Source organism: Elusimicrobiaceae bacterium (assembly GCA_017520185.1).
Lineage (GTDB): Bacteria > Elusimicrobiota > Elusimicrobia > Elusimicrobiales > Elusimicrobiaceae > Avelusimicrobium.
Genome location: JAFXGO010000033.1, coordinates 25,515 through 45,373, shown reverse-complemented (window position 1 = coordinate 45,373; position 19,859 = coordinate 25,515). Strand labels below are relative to the sequence as shown.

Sequence of the window (19,859 nt, the reverse complement as noted above, 5' to 3'; positions counted from 1 at the left end):
AAGGAGAACTTATGAACGTTGTACAAACATACTTCATCGATGTTATTACCAAACATTATTTAGATTTCAAGGGTTGTGCTACCCGCAAACAATACTGGCTTTTTGTGCTTTTTAACTTTTTGTTAAGCATTGTGTTATCCACTCTTTCCAGCATGGATAATGTGGTAGGAACTTTGTTTTACGTTCTTTATATCGTAGTCAGCTTAGCCTTGCTCTTGCCCAGCTTGGGCATTGCTGCTCGTCGCTTGCATGATACCGGCAGAAGCGCTTGGTGGTTGTTAATCGGCTTGATTCCCATTGTGGGCTCCATCGTACTGCTTGTGTTCTTCGTATTGCCCAGCAAACGCTAAAATTTTAAGAAGCACCTGCCCAAGTGGCAGGTGCTTTTTTTTGCCCGATTTACCTTTTAGGAGATTTTTCTAGTGTCTACTACCGCTATTTCTCGTACACAAGCCTTAGATTTATTAAAAAAATACAATCAAGAACCTTTCCATCTGCTCCATGCCTTTACCGTTGAAGCAGTTATGGGTTGGTTTGCCGAACAATTAGGCTATACGGAACAAAAAAACTTTTGGTATTTGGCAGGGCTGTTGCATGATATTGATTTTGAAAAATTCCCCAATGAGCATTGCCAAAAAGCACCCGAACTATTGGCCGAAATCCATGCTGAAGCCGAATTGGTACGCGCCGTATGTTGCCATGCTTACGGTATGGCCAGCGATGTTAAACCCGAACATGAAATGGAAAAAGTACTTTTTGCCTGTGACGAACTAACGGGCCTTATCGGGGCAGCGGCACGTATGCGCCCGTCTAAAAGCACCAAAGATATGGAACTGAGCAGCTTAAAGAAAAAATTTAAAGATAAAAAATTTGTCGCCGGTTGTTCACGCGACGTGATTAAACAAGGTGCTGAAATGTTGGGCTGGGATCTGGATAAACTCTTAGATTTAACCTTGCAAGCCTGCGCCGCAACAGAAGAAAAGGTAAAACAGGAAATGGAAAAGGTTTAACTAAAACCCCCGCTTAGGCGGGGGTTTATTTTACAAATGCTTTTCAAGTTCGGCAAAGAACTCTGTGGCTGTTTGCTCAAAGTAAAAATCGCTCACGCCGTCTGTATAGGCAGACGGTTGCAAATTCACTTCCACAATGCGCGTGCCGTATTGCTTGGCCAGTAGCGGCAAACTGCATGCAGGCATCACTTGCCCTGCTGTTCCAACAATAATCATTACATCGGCCGAAATAGCCATCGTTTCAGACTCTCTCTGCACCAGCGGATTAATCCCTTCTCCGTAAAATACAAAATCCGGCTTTAGTACGCCGCCGCATTTGCAAGTGGGGGGATTTGGGTTTAAATCCACTTTGTCAGTATCATAACGTCGGCCGCAAGAAATACAGTGCATTTTATGAATAGTACCATGAAATTCCTGCACATTTTTACTGCCTGCTTTTTGGTGTAGGCCGTCTATGTTTTGGGTAATAACTCCTTGAAAGCGTTTACTTTTTTCTAATTGAGCAATCACCTCATGGGCCTTGTTGGGCTTAGCCTCACCCATACAGGTAAAAAATATTTTTTTCATTTCTTCCCAACTGCGTTTTGGATCGGAATAAAAGAAATCTAACTCAATAAACTTTGGGTCGTATTTATTCCACAAACCGCCTGCTCCGGTAAACGGGGGGATACCGCTCTGCACAGAAACACCTGCTCCGGTAAATATTACGCCACTTTGGGCATTTTTAATCAAATCAATCGCTTCTTTCATAGTGCTATCATAGCATATCACACAACACCTATACCACAAAAAAGCCCCGCCGAAGCGAGGCTTTAAAACGAATCCTTTTTATAGGCTCACCAACCCTCTGGCAAACACATAAATAGCCACCAATGCACACAGTGCCAAAAGCAGCATAAAAACTACTTCTCCTTTCCCGCTAAATACGTTTTGTCCGTCCGATTGTTGCTTACGTGCCCACACAAAAACCGGTATGCCTAAGGCCAAGAAAATAACCGCCAAGAATAAATATTTTATCCCTGCGGCATACACCAGCCATAAACCGTATAAAGTACCTACCGTAGCGGTAAATAAAGCCGCAGCACGGCCTTTTTGGGCTAATTTGGCAAATTCTCCGTCTTCTGTCAGTTTCCACAAATAAGCCGTACTGAAAATGTAGGCAGGCAACACCATCACCCCTGTAATAGAGAGCATCGTGTTCCAAGCATTGTTAGAAAAATAAACCATCAAAATGGCTAGTTGCATCAGGATACTCGTCACCCACAAAGAGACAGACGGTGCACCATTTTTATTTTCTCTGGCAAATTGCTTAGGAAATGTGCCATTTTCTGCCGCAGCCTGCGGAATTTCGGCGGTGATCATTGTCCAAGCCAACCACGAAGAAAGCACCGCGATCAAAAGGCCTATATTCATTAGCCACGCTCCCCAAGGGCCGACCAACTTGGCAAGTACACCGGCGGTGGAAGGGTTGGGCACAGCGGCAATTTCGGCCTGTGTCATAAATCCAAACGGCAAGACGGAAAGCCCTATATAAATCACCAAACAACCCAAAAATCCCAACAAAGTAGCACGGCTGACGTCTTTTTGGCTACGGGCCCTGTTAGACATTACTACCGCGCCTTCAATACCGATAAATGCCCAAAGCGTCACCAGCATTGTACTCTTTAATTGGGTACCCAATCCTCCTAAACTTTTGCCGTTTTCGGCAAGATTGCCCCAAAAGTTGGTATCAAACTTGTCAAAATTAAAACTCAAAAGCAAGGCTAAAATAAACCATAAAAGCGGTACTAATTTGCCAATTGTTCCGATAATATTCATAATTGCGGCCTGCCGTACTCCGCGCAAGACGACAAAATTAAACACCCATATCAGCACAGATCCGCCCACAATGGACCACAAGTTGTTTCCGCCCTGAAAATAAGGGGGGAAAAAGTAATTCAATGCGTCCATTGTAATAACGGCATACCCCACATTACCAAAGATTTGGCACAACCAATAACCCCACCCGATGGTAAAGCCTGCATACGGGCCAAAGCCTTCTCGCGCGTACATATAAATACCGGCCGTCAAATCCGGCTTTACGCGTGAAAGTATGCTAAAGGTATTGGCGATAAAATAAATACCGATACCGGTAATCACCCACGCCAAAATAACTGCCCCCGCGCTGGCACCGGCTGCCATGTTTTGGGGGAGGGAGAACACCCCGCCCCCAACCATAGAACTGATCACAATACAGGCAAGTCCTATGACTCCCATTTTTTTGACCGCACTTGCATTGGCGGTGTTGTGATTTTTTTCTCCCATAAATCCCCCAAAAACTATTTTAGTTTTAGTCCAACGGTTTGACGCCTTTAGCCGTAGCTAAGGGTGCAAATTTAAAGTTCAAAAACCCCAAGGCCGTCAAACAATACGCAAACGGTTGCGTGATATTAATGTAGTTGTGCCACATTTGAAACTCACTGTGTTTTTCCACACCGCGCAGTTCCAATTCATGATTTAATGATTTATTAAGCCACATAGCACAATGACCGCGTGCGATATCATCGTCAATAGGTGTATCAAAATATTCCACATATTCAGCAGCCCAACCACCAATCAGATTGCCTTGTTTGTCTTTACCCCAGCAAATACCTACACCGGTAGCAATGGCTTTATGCTCACTCATATTGGCACCGTTTCCGGCGATAATCACTTCCAACACAGCCCCGTGTTTAAACTGATCAGCCACCGCATCTACCGGCACAATATTGTTATAAAGTTCCTTCGGCAGTACCGATGTATAAGGCACAATATTAAAATTTTCTATTTTGGCCTGCGTTAAAGCAGAATCATAACAGAAAGTTTCAAACGGCTGCGGCGGGATGCCGTCCATCGCCTGACCGGCTCCTCCGGTGATAAATGCTAATGTAGGATATCTGGTCCCTAATTGAAGTTCTTGCATAATTTCCTCCTTTACCCCTCTTAATTTATTTTTTACAGCATAATTGTTGTGCGTAAACTGGCGACAGTGGTAAAAGAATTACCGTTCCCTGCCGCAGACTTGGGATAGAACTGAATATCCGGTGTAATGGTCATCAATTTGCCAATACCCCACACCCATTGCAATTCTACCGCCATTTCGCTATTTTTAAATTCAGCCGGATAACCTAAGGCTTTTTTATCCGTTCTGTTATAAGCTACACCTAAGGTGATGGCATCGTTGGTATTTCTATCCAACGGATTAAGCAAACTGGCTGCTAAGACAAAAGATTTCTTTATAGGAGCAATATGCCCGTCAGAACCGTTGGCGCGTGCGGAAAGAGCCCACTTTTCACCCAAATTTTGGCTTATATTCACTGACCAACCGCGTGAGGTTTCGTCTTGCTCTTTTACTGCCGGCTGATAGTAATACAAAAAACTGTATTGACCTGCTCCTAATCCGGCAATGGTGGGCGCGTAAGAAGCAGAGCCGAACCAAGTGTATCTGCCGTCAAAAGCATCGTTTAATTGTATATTTTGACCGCTGATATTTTGCCCGTCCTGCCAACCGGCGGCAAAGGTCCAATCGCCCGGTGCCGCTTGCACATATCCGCCAAAACTGGCACTGGGATAGGTAGAAGACGCGTTTTGCGACATGGCAAAATTTAACAGAGCCGTTTGTTGATTGTCCAAATAATTACCACCATCAAAGTTATACAGCGGAAATTGACCCACCGTCACAGAAAGCCAATCCAAATGATTGGGCAAAGTGTGTGTGTAGGAAAACTGAGAAAAAATCTCTTCGTTTTCTGTATAGTCGTTGGGCGCAGAGGCCAAACCCAAACGGTTTTGTAAAGTGGTGCCATTACTGCCCCAATAACGGATTAAATTGTAGTTGGCATTTATTTGACCCGAGCCCAAAAATGTGTCTTTAAACACATCCCAAGTGATGTAAGGATAATAGTACCCCTGAATGGCGGTTTGTTTACCGTTGGGCGCACCGCGCTGTAATAGATAACTGATATCCAAACCGTATTGGATACCTGTTTTGTCAGCCAAGTCTTGTTTCATCTGTAAATAATCCTGCCCGAAAGAATAAGGGTGAGATTGATGAAGCTCTTGTTGCTGAGCCAAACGACGGTGGTGTTTGGCGGTGTGTTGCGTAGCATTCTGCGCATACGTGGCAGAACTCAAAAATAAGCAAACGGCCATCAGGCCCCATGCTGCATGTTTCATATTCATTTTACCCCCGTAAAATAGAACTTTTACTGCTAATCTAAAATTAATATTAACGGGAGAACTGCACAACGCTAAAAAGTAATTAGATAAAAAGAGGGGGATTTTTCATCGACGGAAGAAAAACAAAAAATAACCTTTTTTGAAGCATTAAAAAGCCCCATTCTATCAAGTTTTTTCTCCAACAAAAACCCCGCTCATTAGAGCGGGGTTTTTTTAATCAATTTACTAAATTGAAATTATGATTAAAAAGGCCCATAAGGGACTCCTATTTCTTTACAGCCCTCTGTAGAGCCTGAACATTTTTGTTCGCCTTCAAATATTAAAACTCTGAGTGAAGTTGTTCCCCTTTTAAACCAAAAAGAGTCTGCACTACAACTTGAAGAAGTACATGATGCGGGATAATAACAATTTGTCCAATTTTTTGAAGGACAATCTACTTTACAGTACCATGCAGTTGAGTCTTCTTTACAAGAAAAGTCTATACTCAAACTTTCCCAATCTATACTGCTGGGATTTGGATTTTCCAATGCATAAAGATTCAATGCTTTATTCAGACTGGCAATATTGCTCCAAACTCCTGCCAAGCGAGATTTTTCCACCGCTTTGGTATACTGAGGCAATGCCACCGCAGACAAAATACCAATGATCAGTACTACAACCAACAACTCAATCAGCGTAAAACCGCTGATATTTTTAGATATGTTTTTCATACTTTATCCCTTAAAATGAATTCTACTACTTCTAAAATTTAACAAAAAAAATCCCATTCTATCAAGTTGTTTCCCCAACAATAAAAGAAAAAACCCCGCCTTTCGGGCGGGGGTGTTGTGAAACTTTTATGACTCAATTCAAATCAGCCACAGCGCCACCGAGTATATGCCCCCTGTGTACGGGCCGCTTTTGGAAAAGTGCAGGAGGTTTTTAAAACAATCTTTGCTCTTGCTGATTTTGCAGTACGGAAGAAGTTTCGTTCTCTGCTTGTTTCACGCGCTTTTTGCTGCCGTTATAATCATAATTCATACGTTTGAGTAGCCGCGCATTTTCTTTGGTCAGCGGTGCTTCGTACACGTCTATAATGCGTTGCGCCACAGGCAGGAAAGAGCCTTTGTTGCTGTCTATATGCCCGCGCGCCACCTTTACGGCGTCAAAAGCATTGGAAATAGCATTTTCGGCTTTGGCAAAATTAACCAAAAAATCGTTAAATTTTTCCATCAGTTTTTGGATATCTTCTTTCAGCTCGTCCATGTACTCGTGTTGTTTATCAATATCCCACAGTTTAGACACCATTTTCAGCGTACTCAAAAGCGATGTGGCAGACACCAAAGCGATATTGTTTTTCCACGCTTCGTTTAAAACGTCTGCATCTTCGGAAACGGCCGCCAAGAGGGCACTTTCGGGATAGACGAACATCAGGGTATAATCGGGCTGTACTTTTTCGCCCGTTTCTTGGAATTTCTTGTAATATTTTTTAGAAGACAAATCACGGATGGTCTTTTTTACGTCTTTAACGTGCGCGGCCAAATGTTCCTCTTTCTTTTTGGGGTCTTGCTCATTGTAGTACTGCACGTAATGATTAAAAATCGTCTTGGAATCTACCACAATCCAACGGTCTGAGGGTAAAGCAATTTGCACGTCCACGCGTTTGCCTTCTTCGGACACCTGTTCAAAATAGTCCACGCCCTCTTTCATGCCGGCGCTGTCTAAAATACGTTTTAAGGCTTCCTCGCCCCAGCTGCCGCGCACAATGGCCTCGCCTTTAATGGCATTGGTTAGGCTGATGGCACTTTGGTCAATTTTTTCCGTAGATTTTAAAACGTCACTCAGGCCCTTTTCAAGTTGGGCTTGTTTTTCTGTGGTGACGCGCTCCATGTCATGCACTTTTTTGACGAAGGACTCTAATTGCAAAGTAAGCGGACGTAAAACTTCGGTATTTTTGCTCTCCAAGCCTTTGCTTTTTTCTTCTAAAATTTTGGTAGCCAAATCGGCAAATTGCGCACGGTAGGTGGCGGCCACTTCGGCAAAGTTTTTCTCCACCAACACGCGCTCCTTTGACAAGGCTTCGTTTTGCGCCTGCAGGCGGGCATTATCTGCGCTTAGGGCGGCGTTTTGCTCTCTGAAAGAGGTCAGCGCTTGTATTTCTGTGTTCATTTTGGCATTTTCGCGCACAAGTACGTCTTTTTGCACTCTTTGATAGAAATACATTCCTGCTCCGCCCAAGGCGATACCTAACAATAAATAGATTAAAATAGTCATACTTTCTCCTTATCTCTTTTATAAATGATAACAATTTAATTGCCAAAGAGGGGGAAAGTTTTTATAAAATATAAGTATCTTAATTTAAAAGAGGACCTTTATGAAAAAAATCTTCTGCTTGACCGTTCTTTCCGCTGTAGCTTTTGCATCCGGCTGTGCCACTACAGGTGCTAATACCGAAGCTTCCACCGCCAACAAAACCTTGACCTTGGAAGAAGCCTTGCAAAAATCTGCCGAAACGCGCCAAAAACTTTTAGATGCCAAACAGGCCTATGAAAATGCCAAAGCTGCCGTGACGGCCAGCCAAACCAACGACACCGATATCGCCACCGAGCTTGCCAAACAAGCCATTGAAAGCAAAATCAACGATGCCAAAAACCAAATTGAAGCCGAAAAAGAAGCCTGGAAAGAAATTTTTGCAGACTAATCTGATTTGCTTTAACACAAAAAATACCCCGCCGAAAGCGGGGTGTTTTAATTAGCAATAATCTTCTTCATCTAAACTTTTCAACCACTGACAAATTATTTTACTTGCCAAACACCTCTTTGTCTGTTGCATCACAAAGTCCACTTTCTATCCATCTTTGAATAGAGAGAAAAGTTGTACAAAAAACACAGGAGAAAACTTTGCGTTTCCTCCTGTGTCCAAACTATCAACTATAGAAGTTTTATTTCACTTCGGCCACAGGCTTCGGCTCTACGGGCAACTCCACGCGGGGGCCTTTTTGACCTCTGGGGCCTTTGAAGTGCGGTGCTTTCGGGCCTTTGGGACCTTTAAAGATGCGGCCTTCTCTTTCTAAGGCATCTTCCAAGTCACCGTCTTCGGCAATGACCAAGTCCGTCATTCTGTTGATCCAAGCTTCTTTGGCACCGGCTTCGTTTTCTTTGGCTAAGCCTTCTTTCATAGCGGCTAAGCGTTTTTCAAAGTCGGCCAATTTTTCGGCGCGCATTTTGAGTTGGTCTTCGCGCACACTTTCTAATTCTTGGCCGATTTCGGCGCGCAGTTCGGCTTGTTTTTTGCTGCCGGCTTTGGCTTTTTTATATTTTTCGACCAATTTTTCCAAACGGTCTTCTTTTTGTTCAAAAGCAATTTTACGGGCTTTGCGCTCGGCTCTGTCAGCCTCAAATTTGGCTTTCGCTTCCGGACTTACCTTAAAAGCAATTTCATGCTTCGGTCCATGCTTGCGGCAATCTCTATCGTCGCAATCATCATCGGCAAAAGCCGGAACCGTAAAGGCCAACAAGGCCGCCATCATTAACATTTTTTTCATCATATACATACCCTCCGTTTATTCTTAAAATCCATTTTCAAAGGTTTCAAATTCCTGTAAAAAACTGTTGTACTCCTCATCAGCCTCTACAGAAACATACGCCAGCCAGTTAGCACTTTGCGACGTCGGTTGTTGGGTTTTGGCGGGGCTTAATACCAGCAGACACACCCCTGCCGCCATAGTAGCGGCTAAACCTAAAGCCGGTTTGTAAAACTTGCGCCAAAAACTGACGGGTTTTGCTTGCGCCAGCACCGCTTCTACCAAAGCCTGCGGGGCGGCGGGGGGAACTAACGCTTCTTGCGTTCTTTGTAAAAAAACAAGCTCTTTTTGACAAATAGGACAGTGCGGCAAGTGAGCCTGAAAGAGGGCTTTCTCCTGCTCCTCTAATTCCCCGTAAAAATACAAAGTTAAGTTTTCACATTCTTTTTTCATACGGCTGCCTCTTTTTGTAAAAGTTGCTTCATTTTTTGTATTCCCCGATGGTGGTCTGCTAAGACCGTACCCAAAGGGCGGTTGAGCATTTCCGCAGCTTCGCGGAACGTCATGTATTGTTTTAAATAAATCACTTCCCGTTGCGCTTGAGGAAGGGCCAGAGCGGCTTTTTTAATTTTTTCCGCCAATTCCGCTTGTTCCAAATGCTCCAGCGGTTGGAGGTCATCTCCGGCTAATTCTTCCTGCAAATATGCTTTCCCTTCCTCGTCCGTATCATCTAAAGATACGTCCTGTTTTTGGTCTCGGAAGAAATTTAAAATTCGGTTATGGGCGGAGGTAAATAAATAACTTTTCAGTTTTCCCTCCGGGCGATATTCACTCAAACGTCGGTAAAAATTTAAAAATACCTCTTGAAAAATATCTCCCGCTGCGCCCTCGTCGCGTACCATGGCTACGATGTATTGATACAAAGTATTTTTGTAGCGATACATTAACTCGTTAAAGCCTTCCGGATTACCGTTTTGGAAAGCGACTATCAATTCATCGTCTGTTCTCTGTTTCATAGGCTCTCCACACTTATATAACACAAGAGTTGTGGATTTTATTGCAAAAATATTTTACTTAAATATGTACCGTCGAGAAAAGGGGGACTTGTACAAGAAAAACCCCGCCGAAGCGGGGTTTAATTATTCGTATCTTAAAGCATCAATCGGCGTTAGTTTAGAGGCTTTATGCGCCGGATAATATCCAAAGAAAATACCCGTCGCGGCGGAAAAAGCAAAAGAAATAATGATAGAACTAAGGCTCATTTGCACAGGAATGCTAGTGCTGTTGGCTGCTACAATCATTGTAATGCCTACTCCCAATATAATACCTATAATACCACCTATGCAGGAAAGGGTCATCGCTTCTACTAAAAACTGCAAGCGAATATCTGCACTGGTAGCACCGATAGCCATGCGAATGCCGATTTCGCGCGTGCGCTCCGTCACAGATACCAGCATAATATTCATGACCCCGATGCCGCCCACCAGCAAAGATACCGCCCCAATGACTCCCAACAAAATACTCATGGTTTTGCTGGCGGCTTTGGCTTCTTCAATATAAGAAGCAAAGTCATCTAATTGAAAGTCGTCTGCTCCCAACGGGTGGATTTTGTGCGTATTGCGAATGGCATTGGTAATAGCGACTTTGATCTCGTCTATCTTATTAAAATCGCCCACGCGGATAATAACTTGGTCTAAAGAACGAGGGTCTGAATTTCCCCAACCCGCATTCATTTTTATTTTACCTGTTGTATAAGGGATTAAGGTCCCTTCGTCCATGTCAAAGCCGAAGCCCCCTTGACCGTTCTTTTTCATAACCCCGATTACCGTAAAAGGGATTTCATCAAAAATGACGGTTTTTCCTACGGCATCTACATCATTAAAGATAGTCTTGGCAATGCTGTCGCCCAAAATGGCCACTTGGGCATAACTGGATATTTCTTGTTCTGTAAAATAACGTCCGGAAGCCAACTGCCAATCATAGGCTTTAAAAATGTCCGTATCGGTAGCGAGCACATCAATCATGGTTTTCGTAATACCGTATTTTACCTCAAAACCGGAACTGATATAAGGTGCTGCCGCTGTCACCCCGCGCACACGGCGTACGGCACGTACGTCGTCCATCGTGATATCTTTGGGCGAAGTAATGCTTTCGTCTAAATCCCACGGTTGACGCAAATATAAAATATTGGTTCCGAAGCGAGAAAAGCGATCTTCCATACTTTTTTGCGTTCCGCTGCCTACGGCAAGCATGGTAATCACCGCCGCCACACCGATTACAATACCCAAACTCGTCAAGGCAGCACGCATTTTATTGGCAAAAATTGCTTTTAGAGAAATACGAAACACCGAGAGAAAAGTATCTATCATTTTTTCACCTCGTCACTTACTTTCTGTCCGTCGCGAAACGTAATCAATCGCCCTGCATATTCGGCAATGTCCGGCTCGTGGGTAATTAAAATGATGGTTTTGCCCAAATCTTTATTAAGACGAGTAAACAAATCCATCACTTCAATACTCATTTTAGTATCTAAGTTTCCGGTGGGCTCATCAGCAAAAATAATGGGAGCATCACACACCAAACTGCGCGCAATGGCTACACGCTGCTGCTGACCGCCAGAGAGTTGATTGGGCATATGATGAGCACGCGCCTCCAGACCAACGGCTTTTAAGGCTTCCATAGCCTTTTCGCGTCGCTTGTGGGCAGGAGTACGATTGTAAATCATCGGCAACTCCACATTTTCTAAAGCACTGGTGCGACTAATCAAGTTAAAGCCCTGAAATACAAAGCCAATTTTACGATTACGCACACCGGCAAGCTCGGATAAATTGGTAGCCGTCACGTCTATCCCGTCCAACACATACTTTCCCTGTGTCGGCTTATCCAAACATCCCAGAATATTCATAAACGTAGATTTGCCGCTGCCCGAAGGCCCCATTACGGCTACAAACTCTCCGCGTTCAATATTGATGCTCACTCCCTGCAGGGCATGTACTTGCACGTCCCCTACGGTGTAGGTTTTATACAGGTTGGTAGTTTCAATCAGGCTCATTATCTTCTCCGTCTGCGGAATTCGGGCACATTTCCTGTGGATACCCCTACTTCGGAAACCACCACTTCATCGCCTTCTTTGATATCGCCGGAAACAATTTCCGTATTGCGCTCATCAATAATACCAATCGTGACATCCACGCGTTTGGGCTCCGGTTGGCCTTTTTCCAAGACCCACACACCCGTTTTATCAAATTTTTCTTTGTTAAAAGAGGGGGAGAAACGCAATGCTTCGTTCTTGACGACCAAAGCATCTTTTTTGTCTTGCGTGCGGATATTAATGGTGGCAATCATACCCGGCATAAATTTATTTTCGCTGTTATCTACATCAATTACTACTACATAACTGTAAGAAGAAGATATATTCGAATTCTCTGAACCGGAATAATTGGTACGTACCTGGCGTACAATTCCTTCAAATTTTTCATTGGGATAACCGCCCAACGTAAACTCAGCCTTTTGGCCTGCTTTGATTTTTACGACGTCGGTTTCAGATACTTTGGCTTCAATTTGCATTTTGGTCATGTCTTGCGCCAAAATAAACATTTCGGGCGTAGAAAAACCGGAGGTCAAAGATTGGCCCTCGCTGACTTGTTTGGTCAACACAATACCGTCAATGGGAGCAACAATACGGGTATTGTCCAAATCCTTCTTGGCACGGTCTAAGCTGGCTTGGGCCTGTATAATGCGAGACTGGGCAGAATTTAAGCTGCTTTTAGCATTAACATAAGCCAACTTATACTGCTCAAAATCCGTCTTGGCCACATAATCTTTTTCATATAAAGATTTGTAGCGGTTGTAGTTTGATTTGGCTAAATCATAACTCATTTGAGAAGAGGCCAAATCTTCCTTGGCCGTAGATAAACCGGCTAGTGCTTGATCATATTCGGTTTGGATTTGAGTCGGGTCAATAATAGCCATCAAATCACCTTTTTTTACCTGGCTATTATAGTCCACATAAATTTTTAAAATCTCACCGGACACTAAGGCCCCTACTTTGGTAGTACTCACCGGAGCTAAAGAACCGGAAGAGGCGACCGATTCTTTCATATCGGCTTTTCTGACGGGAACTGTGGTATATTTTTGGGAGGGAGTAGTTTTGTTTGATTTTCCTTTCCACATAAAAAAGCCACCCACAGCCACCGCTGCTATAATCAGCAACAAAAGTCCTTTTTTCCAAAAAGATAAGTTTTTTAGCCATGTCCATAAACGGACCAAGATATTTTGTTTTTTAGTCATATTATTTCGTTCCCATTGCTTGTTTAAGTTCCGCCAACGCCACCGCATAGTCAAAGCGGGCGGTTAATAAATTTAGTTCTGCATCCGTATAAGAAATTTCGGCATCTTTAAACGTCAACATATCTCCGATTCCTTCATTGTAGCGGCCGCGTGCCAACTCTCTGTTTTCACGCGCCTTTTCCACAGTTGCTTCGGCCAAAGGAATGCTTTCGGCTGCTTCGTTTAGATTAATAAACGCACGTTGTACTTCTAAATAAACTTCATTCACCAAACTGCGGTTGCTGTTCTTAGCAGATTCCAAGCCGATTTGCGCTTGTTTGACACCGTTATGTATTTTCAAAGCATTAAAAATAGGGATTTCCACTCCGGCAAAAAGTCTGGTTTCATCATTGTCAAAGCGGAACTCGTCTCCACCCTTGCTGAAAGAAGCTCCCAAACTAAATGTAGGCCAGTAGCCGGCTTTGGCTTGGGTCAGATTGATTTCACTGATTTGCAAATCCAATTTGGCAGATTTCACGTCAGGACGGTTTTCATAAGCGCGGGTCAAGGCCTCGTCAAACGAAATTTCTTCTTTTTCCACTGTGATTTCATCGTCTAAGATAAACAGCGTATCACGCGGCACGCCCATGACATTAGCCAGTTGGGCATTTTGGGTTTTTACCAAGTTTTTGGCACGAATTAAATTTAAATTTTCATTATTTAAATTCACTTCAGCCGTCGTCACATCCACTTTAGGGCGCAGGCCCTGCTCATAAAAAGCTTTAGTTCGGTCATATTGTTCTTGGTACAAATCACGTGATTTGGTACGGATTTCCACAGCGCGCTGCGCCGCAATTAAGGCATAATAAGCACTTTTTACGTTGGTAATCAAACTGTTTTGCACATCGCACAAATTCATACGGCTTTGCTCTAACTGCAACCGTTGGGTGCGAATATTGCGCCCGATATCGGTAATACCGGAAATATTTAAAGAAGCACCGACGGAAGATGAAGCGGAGGAGTCATTGATACGCTCTTGCCCATTGGCATGGCTGCTGGAAAAACCCGTATCTACGCCGGCAGATACTGTAGGCAAAAAGGCATTTTTTGCATTACTTAAGGAAATGGCAGCAGACTCTACCGATAAGCGCGCACTTACCGCACGCGGGCTATTGGACATGGCAATGGCAATACAGTCATCTACCGTCAGTTTGCCGTTTAAATCAGGCAAAGGTTTTGCCTCACCCGTCAGCTCTGCCAAGGCCTCAGCGGCCTCAGCTTGCGCCTCTTGCATGAGGGGGGAATTGGCTTCTTGTGCCGCAACATTCGGCAGGACCAAAACCCAAAAAAAGAATAAATAAATTAATTTTTTCATCATATTTATTATATAAATAAAGTGGGATTAACGGCAGATACAGCTCACCGCTTATCTTATAAAACACAAAAAGCCCACTTTTTATTGCACCTATTATTTATATATAATGTATATATGTGGAAACCGATTACCCTTTTAGTTTTATCCAATTTATTTATGACTTTTGCCTGGTATGGACACCTAAAGCACAAAAGTACGGCCTTGTGGGCAGTGATTTTGGTAAGTTGGGGCATTGCTTTTTTTGAATATTGTCTGCAGGTACCAGCCAACCGTTTGGGCAGTACTTATTTTACGGTGACACAACTAAAAGTGACGCAAGAAATTATTACCTTAGCGGTATTTACCATCTTTTCTATTTTTTATTTTCATGAAAATTTCCGCTGGAATCATTTAGCCGCATTTTGTTTAATTGTGGGGGCGGTATTTTTAACATTCAAGGAATGGTAATATGAAAAACAAACACAGACTCTTTACCAAAATGGCAGAACTCGTATCCGAACAATCCACCTGTTGCCGTATGCAGGTAGGGGCGGTGCTTGTAAAAGATAACCGCGTAATCAGCATCGGTTTTAATGGTACGGCTTCGGGGCAAGAGCACTGTGAAGACTACTTTGCCAAACTTTACGAGGCCGAGTTTACCCAAGAGTTCCCCACGTATGAGGACTACCGTGCCAGCCGTACTTTTTATGATGCTCACGGAAAATTTTCTAATGAAAACGAACTGCATGCCGAACAAAACGCCATTTTGTTTGCGGCCAAAAACGGTATTTCCACCGTTGGTGCCACCCTATATGTGACGGTCTCTCCTTGTGTACATTGCGCCAAAGTCATCGTGGCAGCCGGTATTAACCGCGTATTTTATAAAATCTTATATGACCGCAGCCAAGACGGCCTGATTTTCTTAGATAAAAACGGTATTGAATGTCGCCAACTTACCGACGAGGAATTGGCTTAAATTTGAAAAAATATTTTTCAAAGTACCTATTTTTTTAATATAATATAGATATGAAAAAAGAAATCAATAACACCAACAACACAGATTTTTTGACGCCTTACCTTTCTAAACTGATTGATTCTTGCAAAGCCCATAAAAAGGCTTTATCTATTTCTTTAATTGCAGTAATCGTTGTATACGCAGCCGTAAGCTTATATACCTCCCATCGGGAAAAAGTATTGCAAAATTCTTGGGCCTCTTACTACAATGCCCAAATTGCGCTGCTCACCCAAGGGCAAGAAGCTGCCGCCGCTGCGATCAACGAATTAAACACGACGTACCCTGACTCCGATGCCGCCTATTACGCGCGTCTGATGCAGGCTGACTTGCTTTTCACACAAGAGAACTTCGCCCAAGCGGCTGATATATATAAGGAACTCTTGAAAGCTAACAACAAACATGTGGCCACGATTGCCGCTGTTTCTTTGGGTCAGGCTCAGCAAGCCGTTAAAGCGTACGAGGATTCTATCCAAACGCTACAGACGTTTATTTCTCAGAATCCCTCCAGCTTTGTACTGCCGCAGGCCTATTTTACCTTAGCCGTTAGCCAAGAGCTCTCCGGAGACAAAACTGCCGCACTGGAAACCTACAAAAAAGTCTTACAAGACTACACCAAAACATACTTTGGTGTATTTGCCAAGGACAAAATTGCTCAATTGAATAAATAAGATTTTGAGCCTATGTACTGCCCGTTTGTAGGGGTAGTAGGGCTTATTGCAGTACGAAGTTGTAAATCAATGGAGTAATTGAACCCTATGAAAAAAACATTAACGACACTAGTAGTAGTATTGTTGCCGTTTGTCATGTCTGTGTCCTCTTACGGGGCCGGATTCGCGTTGTATGAATACAGCGCCAAAGGTACCGCCATGGGCGGAGCCACGGTAGCCAACGGGGCCGAAGCTGCCTCTTTAGGCAATAACCCTGCCTTAATCACTGAATTGGAAGGAACCCAAATCCAAGTCGGTATGACGGCAGTTATGGCTGATGCCACTACCACGGTAGCTGGTCAGTCTCGTTCTTTGAAAGATAAAACTTTCTTATTGCCGAATTTCTTTGTTACTCATAAATGGAGTGATGATATTACGTTGGGTTTAGGTGGTTTCTCTCGTTATGGTTTAGGCGGGGAATATAATGACCCTATCGAAACTTGGGCTGGTAGCAACTTAGCCTACAAAGTAAATTTGGAAACCTTCTCTTTCACACCGACCATTGCCATTAAAGCCAATGACGAATTATCCATTGCCATGGGACTCGAAGCCATGGTTATTGGATTCTCTCAAAACTCTTTCTTTAATGCCAACCCCGCTATTGCCGGTGCTTATGAAGTAAGCGGTTCCGGTGTAAACTGGGGGGGAAACTTCTCTTTGTTATACAAACCCGAATGGGCTGAAAAATGGGCCTTTGGTGCTATGTATCGCACAAAAGTAAAATCAACCCTGAATGGTCGTCTTCATTCCGATAGAGATTATACTTCTCTAACTGGTGGCCAATTAAATATCCACAGCGGAGATGCTGAAGGATCTATCACTTTGCCCGACAGCATTACTGCCGGTTTATCTTTTCAACCGACTGAAAATTGGACCATGGAAGCGGGCATCGTAGGTACCTTTTGGAGCTCCTATGACCAAATTTTAATCCAATACACCGGAACAGAATCTACTCCGTTTATCAACAACCAAAAGAAATATAAAGATACTTATCGTTTAAATTTTGGTACGGAATACAAATTAAATAAAAATTGGGCTGTTCGCGCCGGTTATGTGTACGATAAATCTCCGATCAATGAAAAAGAAATGGATACCCTCGTTCCGGTAGATGACCGCCACATTGCCAGCATCGGTGCCGGATATAGCCAAGATCGGTGGACATTAGATGTATATTATGCCCATATCTTCGCTCAAGACTTAAGCGGTACTTCTGCTCAATTAGGCAAATCCACAGGTACTCCTGTTCCGATGAAATACACCGACGGAAAGAGCGATATGTTTGGCTTTACCTTTGGTTATAAATTCTAAACTTAACTCAAATGTAGAACCCCCGCCAAAAGCGGGGGTTTTTTGTGGTCTAAAAATCAGAGGGTTAGGCTCTCCGACGGGAGAAAAGCCAAATCTAATTACTTTTTTGCCTTGCCAATACCCAAAAACAACTTTTATAATAGGAATATAGAAAGTAGGATAGTTTTTTACCCAAGTCCCACAGTCTTTACCGATTTTTGTTCCTGAAAAGGAACTTGCCTAGAAAGGGAATAAAATGGGGGAAAACAGGGGAAATATGAGTTTGCTGGTGAGGACAAACTGGTATTTTTCCCTGTTTTTTTGTGTCTATTTATCCGCTAAGAACTTTTGGACAAGACGAGGAAAGGCATACTTTTGTACGTCTTTGACAGGCACTTTGATAAACCCTTCCGGCAGATTCTTCTCCGCCGCCACCTCCACTTCATAAAACCACGCATAAATCACCCGATGCGAAAGCACATGTTTCACAGGCCCTTGCACAAGGCGGGGGGATTTGCGAGCGAAGTGTTTTTTCCAAAAATCTGTTTTCTTGAGCTCTTTCACCGTCATTTCTTTAGAGGTTTCCAACATCGGCAGTTCATACAATCCTTGCCAAATGTCTCCGGCAGGTCGGCGGTGCAACCAAGTATCGGAGCCGCTTTTTACATATATATAGGTAAAGTAACGGTTAGATGTCTGCACTTTGGCAGTGCGAACGGGCAAAATATCCACCTCACCCGAAGCATAGGCTTTACAACGTTTGACAAAAGGGCAAACCTTGCAATTAGGCGATTGGGGCACGCATTGGGTAGCCCCAAAGTCCATAATAGCCTGATTGTGGTCATCGGGATATTTTTTATCCAAAAGTTCTTGTGCCAAAGCGGCGATTTGTTTTTTTCCTTCGGTACTGTCGGTAGGCGTATGAATGCCGAACAGACGTGAAAGCACACGATACACATTACCATCCACCACCGCATACGGCATACGATAGGCAAAAGAGCATATCGCCGCAGCAGTATATTCACCCACTCCTTTTAGAGCCAGCACCCCTTCATAAGTGGAGGGGAAAACCCCGTTCATACTTTTGGCCGCCGTATGCAAATTGCGCGCGCGGCTATAATAGCCCAAACCTTCCCAATATTTCAGCACCTCATCTTCAGGTGCAATGGCTAAAGACTCAATATTTGGAAAACGTTGCATAAAACGCAAAAAATAATCATACCCCTGCGCCACCCGCGTTTGTTGCAAAATAATCTCCGATATCCAGATCCGGTAAGGGTCTTGAGTATCGCGCCAAGGCAGGGGGCGTTTATAAATTTTATACCATTTAAGTAAAATTTTGGAAAAATCTTTCATAAAATAATTCTAGCAATTTATGCAAAATTGAGGCTAAATTTGTATTTTTTCTTTTTACTCTTTTTTTCAAAACAACCACAATTTCAGGGTTAATTTTTTTCTTTTTCATTTTTAGGGCTATTTTTGAAAATTTTACTTTTTAATCCATTTTTTATACAACGCAAAAACACAGGAAATACTACATCTATTATAATCCTAAAAATCTAAGTCTTACTGTTATATGAGTTTTTCAGGGAGGCTCTTTTTTCATTTTTTTGGTTATTTTTAAGTTGTTTTCTGCAAAAAATTTACCTCTTTCTCGTCGGAGAATAACACTTTTTCACAGGTTTTGACATATATTGACATATATTTGACATATATTGACATATGTCAAAATATTATTTATTATATGTCAAAAGGCTGTTTAAAACCCATGTGGATAACTATTTTATGGGCAGGTATAAACTATGGCAGAAAACGAACAAAATAAAGCAAAAATACGGTTAAAATTGCGTTCCGGTGAGGAATTTGAAGCAGAAGGCAGCCCCGATTTTATTGAAAAACAACGGGCAGAGTTTCTGCATTTGATCGGAAAACCCGCCAAAACCCAAGAAAGTGAATGGACAGATCTTTCCGCAACAAAACCGGTGCGCCGTTCTGCACATCGCTTGCCAGCCACGCGGCCTTTTCCACAACAGCACTCTGCTGATTTGCAAACCGCCCCCGTTTATCCAGCACCCCGCATTACCCAATCCGGCTTTGCGGCAGCCGAACAGGTCACATTAAGGGGGGATAAAGCGCCCTCTAATATCCAACAAGTCAGCGAAAGCGCCCATACGGCGCTTTGGGAGCAGGTAGTCAAGATAGATGACGGATTGGTGCTTTTACGGCGCAAAAGCCGCCTTTTAAGCCCAGAAACGGCCGCCATTGTACTGATTGCCGCAGCAAAGGAACTATTGCGCGAAAAAGAAGGTTATAGCGCGCTTTCGCTATCCAAATCCTTAACAAAATCCGGATATGGTGGCGGAAGATTGGACAGAGTGCTGGCTTCAGAGATGAGACAAGGCACCGTAAGAGCTGTAGGGAGCAAACGCTCCAGAGCCTATGTACTTTCTGATGAAGGATTTGCACGCGGATTTGTATTGGCAGAAAAATTAGCCGGAGAATGGCACTAAATAGCAT

At 43.3% G+C, this 19,859-nt stretch carries 21 protein-coding genes and 1 pseudogene; 8 read left to right on the top strand and 14 right to left on the bottom strand.

Annotation, left to right across the window (positions count from 1 at the left end; translation table 11 throughout):
• Positions 1–11 precede the first annotated feature (11 nt).
• Complete coding sequence (locus tag IKL48_06695; GenBank protein ID MBR3604336.1) at positions 12–350, top strand: DUF805 domain-containing protein; 339 nt, start codon at positions 12–14, stop codon at positions 348–350.
• Between the two features lie 72 nt (positions 351–422).
• A complete protein-coding gene (locus tag IKL48_06690; protein ID MBR3604335.1) occupies positions 423–1,010 on the top strand; it encodes a hydrolase in 588 nt (195 codons plus the stop codon).
• Positions 1,011–1,040: 30 nt separating this feature from the next.
• On the opposite strand, the gene IKL48_06685 is transcribed toward IKL48_06690, so the two are convergent.
• From IKL48_06685 to rmuC, 6 genes and pseudogenes are all read right to left on the bottom strand, one after another.
• Positions 1,041–1,760 (bottom strand): NAD-dependent deacylase, encoded by a 720-nt coding sequence (locus IKL48_06685; GenBank protein MBR3604334.1) that lies wholly within the window; start codon positions 1,758–1,760, stop codon positions 1,041–1,043.
• Between the two features lie 78 nt (positions 1,761–1,838).
• Positions 1,839–3,314 carry an amino acid permease gene (locus tag IKL48_06680; GenBank protein MBR3604333.1) on the bottom strand — a complete coding sequence of 492 codons (1,476 nt, stop codon included), beginning with the start codon at positions 3,312–3,314 and terminating at the stop codon, positions 1,839–1,841.
• A gap of 25 nt (positions 3,315–3,339) precedes the next feature.
• Complete coding sequence (locus tag IKL48_06675) at positions 3,340–3,951, bottom strand: pyruvoyl-dependent arginine decarboxylase (protein MBR3604332.1); 612 nt, start codon at positions 3,949–3,951, stop codon at positions 3,340–3,342.
• Between the two features lie 32 nt (positions 3,952–3,983).
• Positions 3,984–5,210, bottom strand: a complete 1,227-nt coding sequence (locus IKL48_06670) for a carbohydrate porin (protein ID MBR3604331.1) — start codon at positions 5,208–5,210, stop codon at positions 3,984–3,986.
• Positions 5,211–5,791: 581 nt separating this feature from the next.
• Positions 5,792–5,917: pseudogene (locus tag IKL48_06665) on the bottom strand (prepilin-type N-terminal cleavage/methylation domain-containing protein).
• Between the two features lie 211 nt (positions 5,918–6,128).
• Positions 6,129–7,460 carry a DNA recombination protein RmuC gene (gene rmuC, locus IKL48_06660; protein MBR3604330.1) on the bottom strand — a complete coding sequence of 444 codons (1,332 nt, stop codon included), beginning with the start codon at positions 7,458–7,460 and terminating at the stop codon, positions 6,129–6,131.
• 100 nt (positions 7,461–7,560) lie between these two features.
• On the opposite strand from rmuC, the gene IKL48_06655 reads away from it, so the two are divergent.
• Positions 7,561–7,887 (top strand): hypothetical protein, encoded by a 327-nt coding sequence (locus IKL48_06655; protein ID MBR3604329.1) that lies wholly within the window; start codon positions 7,561–7,563, stop codon positions 7,885–7,887.
• A 241-nt stretch (positions 7,888–8,128) separates the two neighbouring features.
• Here IKL48_06655 and IKL48_06650 read toward each other — a convergent pair whose 3' ends face one another.
• The 7 genes from IKL48_06650 to IKL48_06620 form a co-directional block, all read right to left on the bottom strand.
• On the bottom strand, positions 8,129–8,734 hold the full coding sequence (locus IKL48_06650) for a hypothetical protein (protein ID MBR3604328.1): 606 nt from the start codon (positions 8,732–8,734) through the stop codon (positions 8,129–8,131).
• A 21-nt stretch (positions 8,735–8,755) separates the two neighbouring features.
• Positions 8,756–9,163, bottom strand: coding sequence for a zf-HC2 domain-containing protein (locus tag IKL48_06645; protein ID MBR3604327.1), 408 nt, complete (start codon positions 9,161–9,163; stop codon positions 8,756–8,758).
• A complete protein-coding gene (locus tag IKL48_06640; protein MBR3604326.1) occupies positions 9,160–9,726 on the bottom strand; it encodes a sigma-70 family RNA polymerase sigma factor in 567 nt (188 codons plus the stop codon). Before IKL48_06640 ends, IKL48_06645 begins: the two co-directional genes overlap by 4 nt.
• Before the next feature lie 123 nt (positions 9,727–9,849).
• A complete protein-coding gene (locus IKL48_06635; GenBank protein ID MBR3604325.1) occupies positions 9,850–11,079 on the bottom strand; it encodes an ABC transporter permease in 1,230 nt (409 codons plus the stop codon).
• Positions 11,076–11,756 (bottom strand): ABC transporter ATP-binding protein, encoded by a 681-nt coding sequence (locus IKL48_06630; GenBank protein MBR3604324.1) that lies wholly within the window; start codon positions 11,754–11,756, stop codon positions 11,076–11,078. The genes IKL48_06635 and IKL48_06630 overlap by 4 nt, the downstream gene beginning before the upstream one ends.
• Before the next feature lie 5 nt (positions 11,757–11,761).
• Positions 11,762–13,000, bottom strand: a complete 1,239-nt coding sequence (locus IKL48_06625) for an efflux RND transporter periplasmic adaptor subunit (protein MBR3604323.1) — start codon at positions 12,998–13,000, stop codon at positions 11,762–11,764.
• A 1-nt stretch (position 13,001) separates the two neighbouring features.
• Positions 13,002–14,357 carry a TolC family protein gene (locus tag IKL48_06620; protein ID MBR3604322.1) on the bottom strand — a complete coding sequence of 452 codons (1,356 nt, stop codon included), beginning with the start codon at positions 14,355–14,357 and terminating at the stop codon, positions 13,002–13,004.
• 153 nt (positions 14,358–14,510) lie between these two features.
• Between IKL48_06620 and IKL48_06615 the strand changes: the two genes are divergently transcribed.
• From IKL48_06615 to IKL48_06600, 4 genes are all read left to right on the top strand, one after another.
• Complete coding sequence (locus IKL48_06615; protein ID MBR3604321.1) at positions 14,511–14,801, top strand: DMT family protein; 291 nt, start codon at positions 14,511–14,513, stop codon at positions 14,799–14,801.
• A gap of 1 nt (position 14,802) precedes the next feature.
• Positions 14,803–15,309, top strand: a complete 507-nt coding sequence (locus IKL48_06610; GenBank protein ID MBR3604320.1) for a CMP deaminase — start codon at positions 14,803–14,805, stop codon at positions 15,307–15,309.
• Positions 15,310–15,359: 50 nt separating this feature from the next.
• Positions 15,360–16,016: a tetratricopeptide repeat protein gene (locus IKL48_06605; protein MBR3604319.1), complete on the top strand. Its 657-nt coding sequence runs from the start codon at positions 15,360–15,362 to the stop codon at positions 16,014–16,016.
• A gap of 87 nt (positions 16,017–16,103) precedes the next feature.
• Entirely contained in the window at positions 16,104–17,363 is a 1,260-nt protein-coding gene (locus IKL48_06600) for an outer membrane protein transport protein (GenBank protein MBR3604318.1), read from the top strand.
• A 306-nt stretch (positions 17,364–17,669) separates the two neighbouring features.
• On the opposite strand, the gene mutY is transcribed toward IKL48_06600, so the two are convergent.
• Positions 17,670–18,698 carry an A/G-specific adenine glycosylase gene (mutY, locus tag IKL48_06595; GenBank protein ID MBR3604317.1) on the bottom strand — a complete coding sequence of 343 codons (1,029 nt, stop codon included), beginning with the start codon at positions 18,696–18,698 and terminating at the stop codon, positions 17,670–17,672.
• Between the two features lie 446 nt (positions 18,699–19,144).
• Here mutY and IKL48_06590 point away from each other — a divergent pair, with 446 nt between their 5' ends.
• On the top strand, positions 19,145–19,852 hold the full coding sequence (locus IKL48_06590; protein MBR3604316.1) for a hypothetical protein: 708 nt from the start codon (positions 19,145–19,147) through the stop codon (positions 19,850–19,852).
• Positions 19,853–19,859 lie beyond the last annotated feature (7 nt).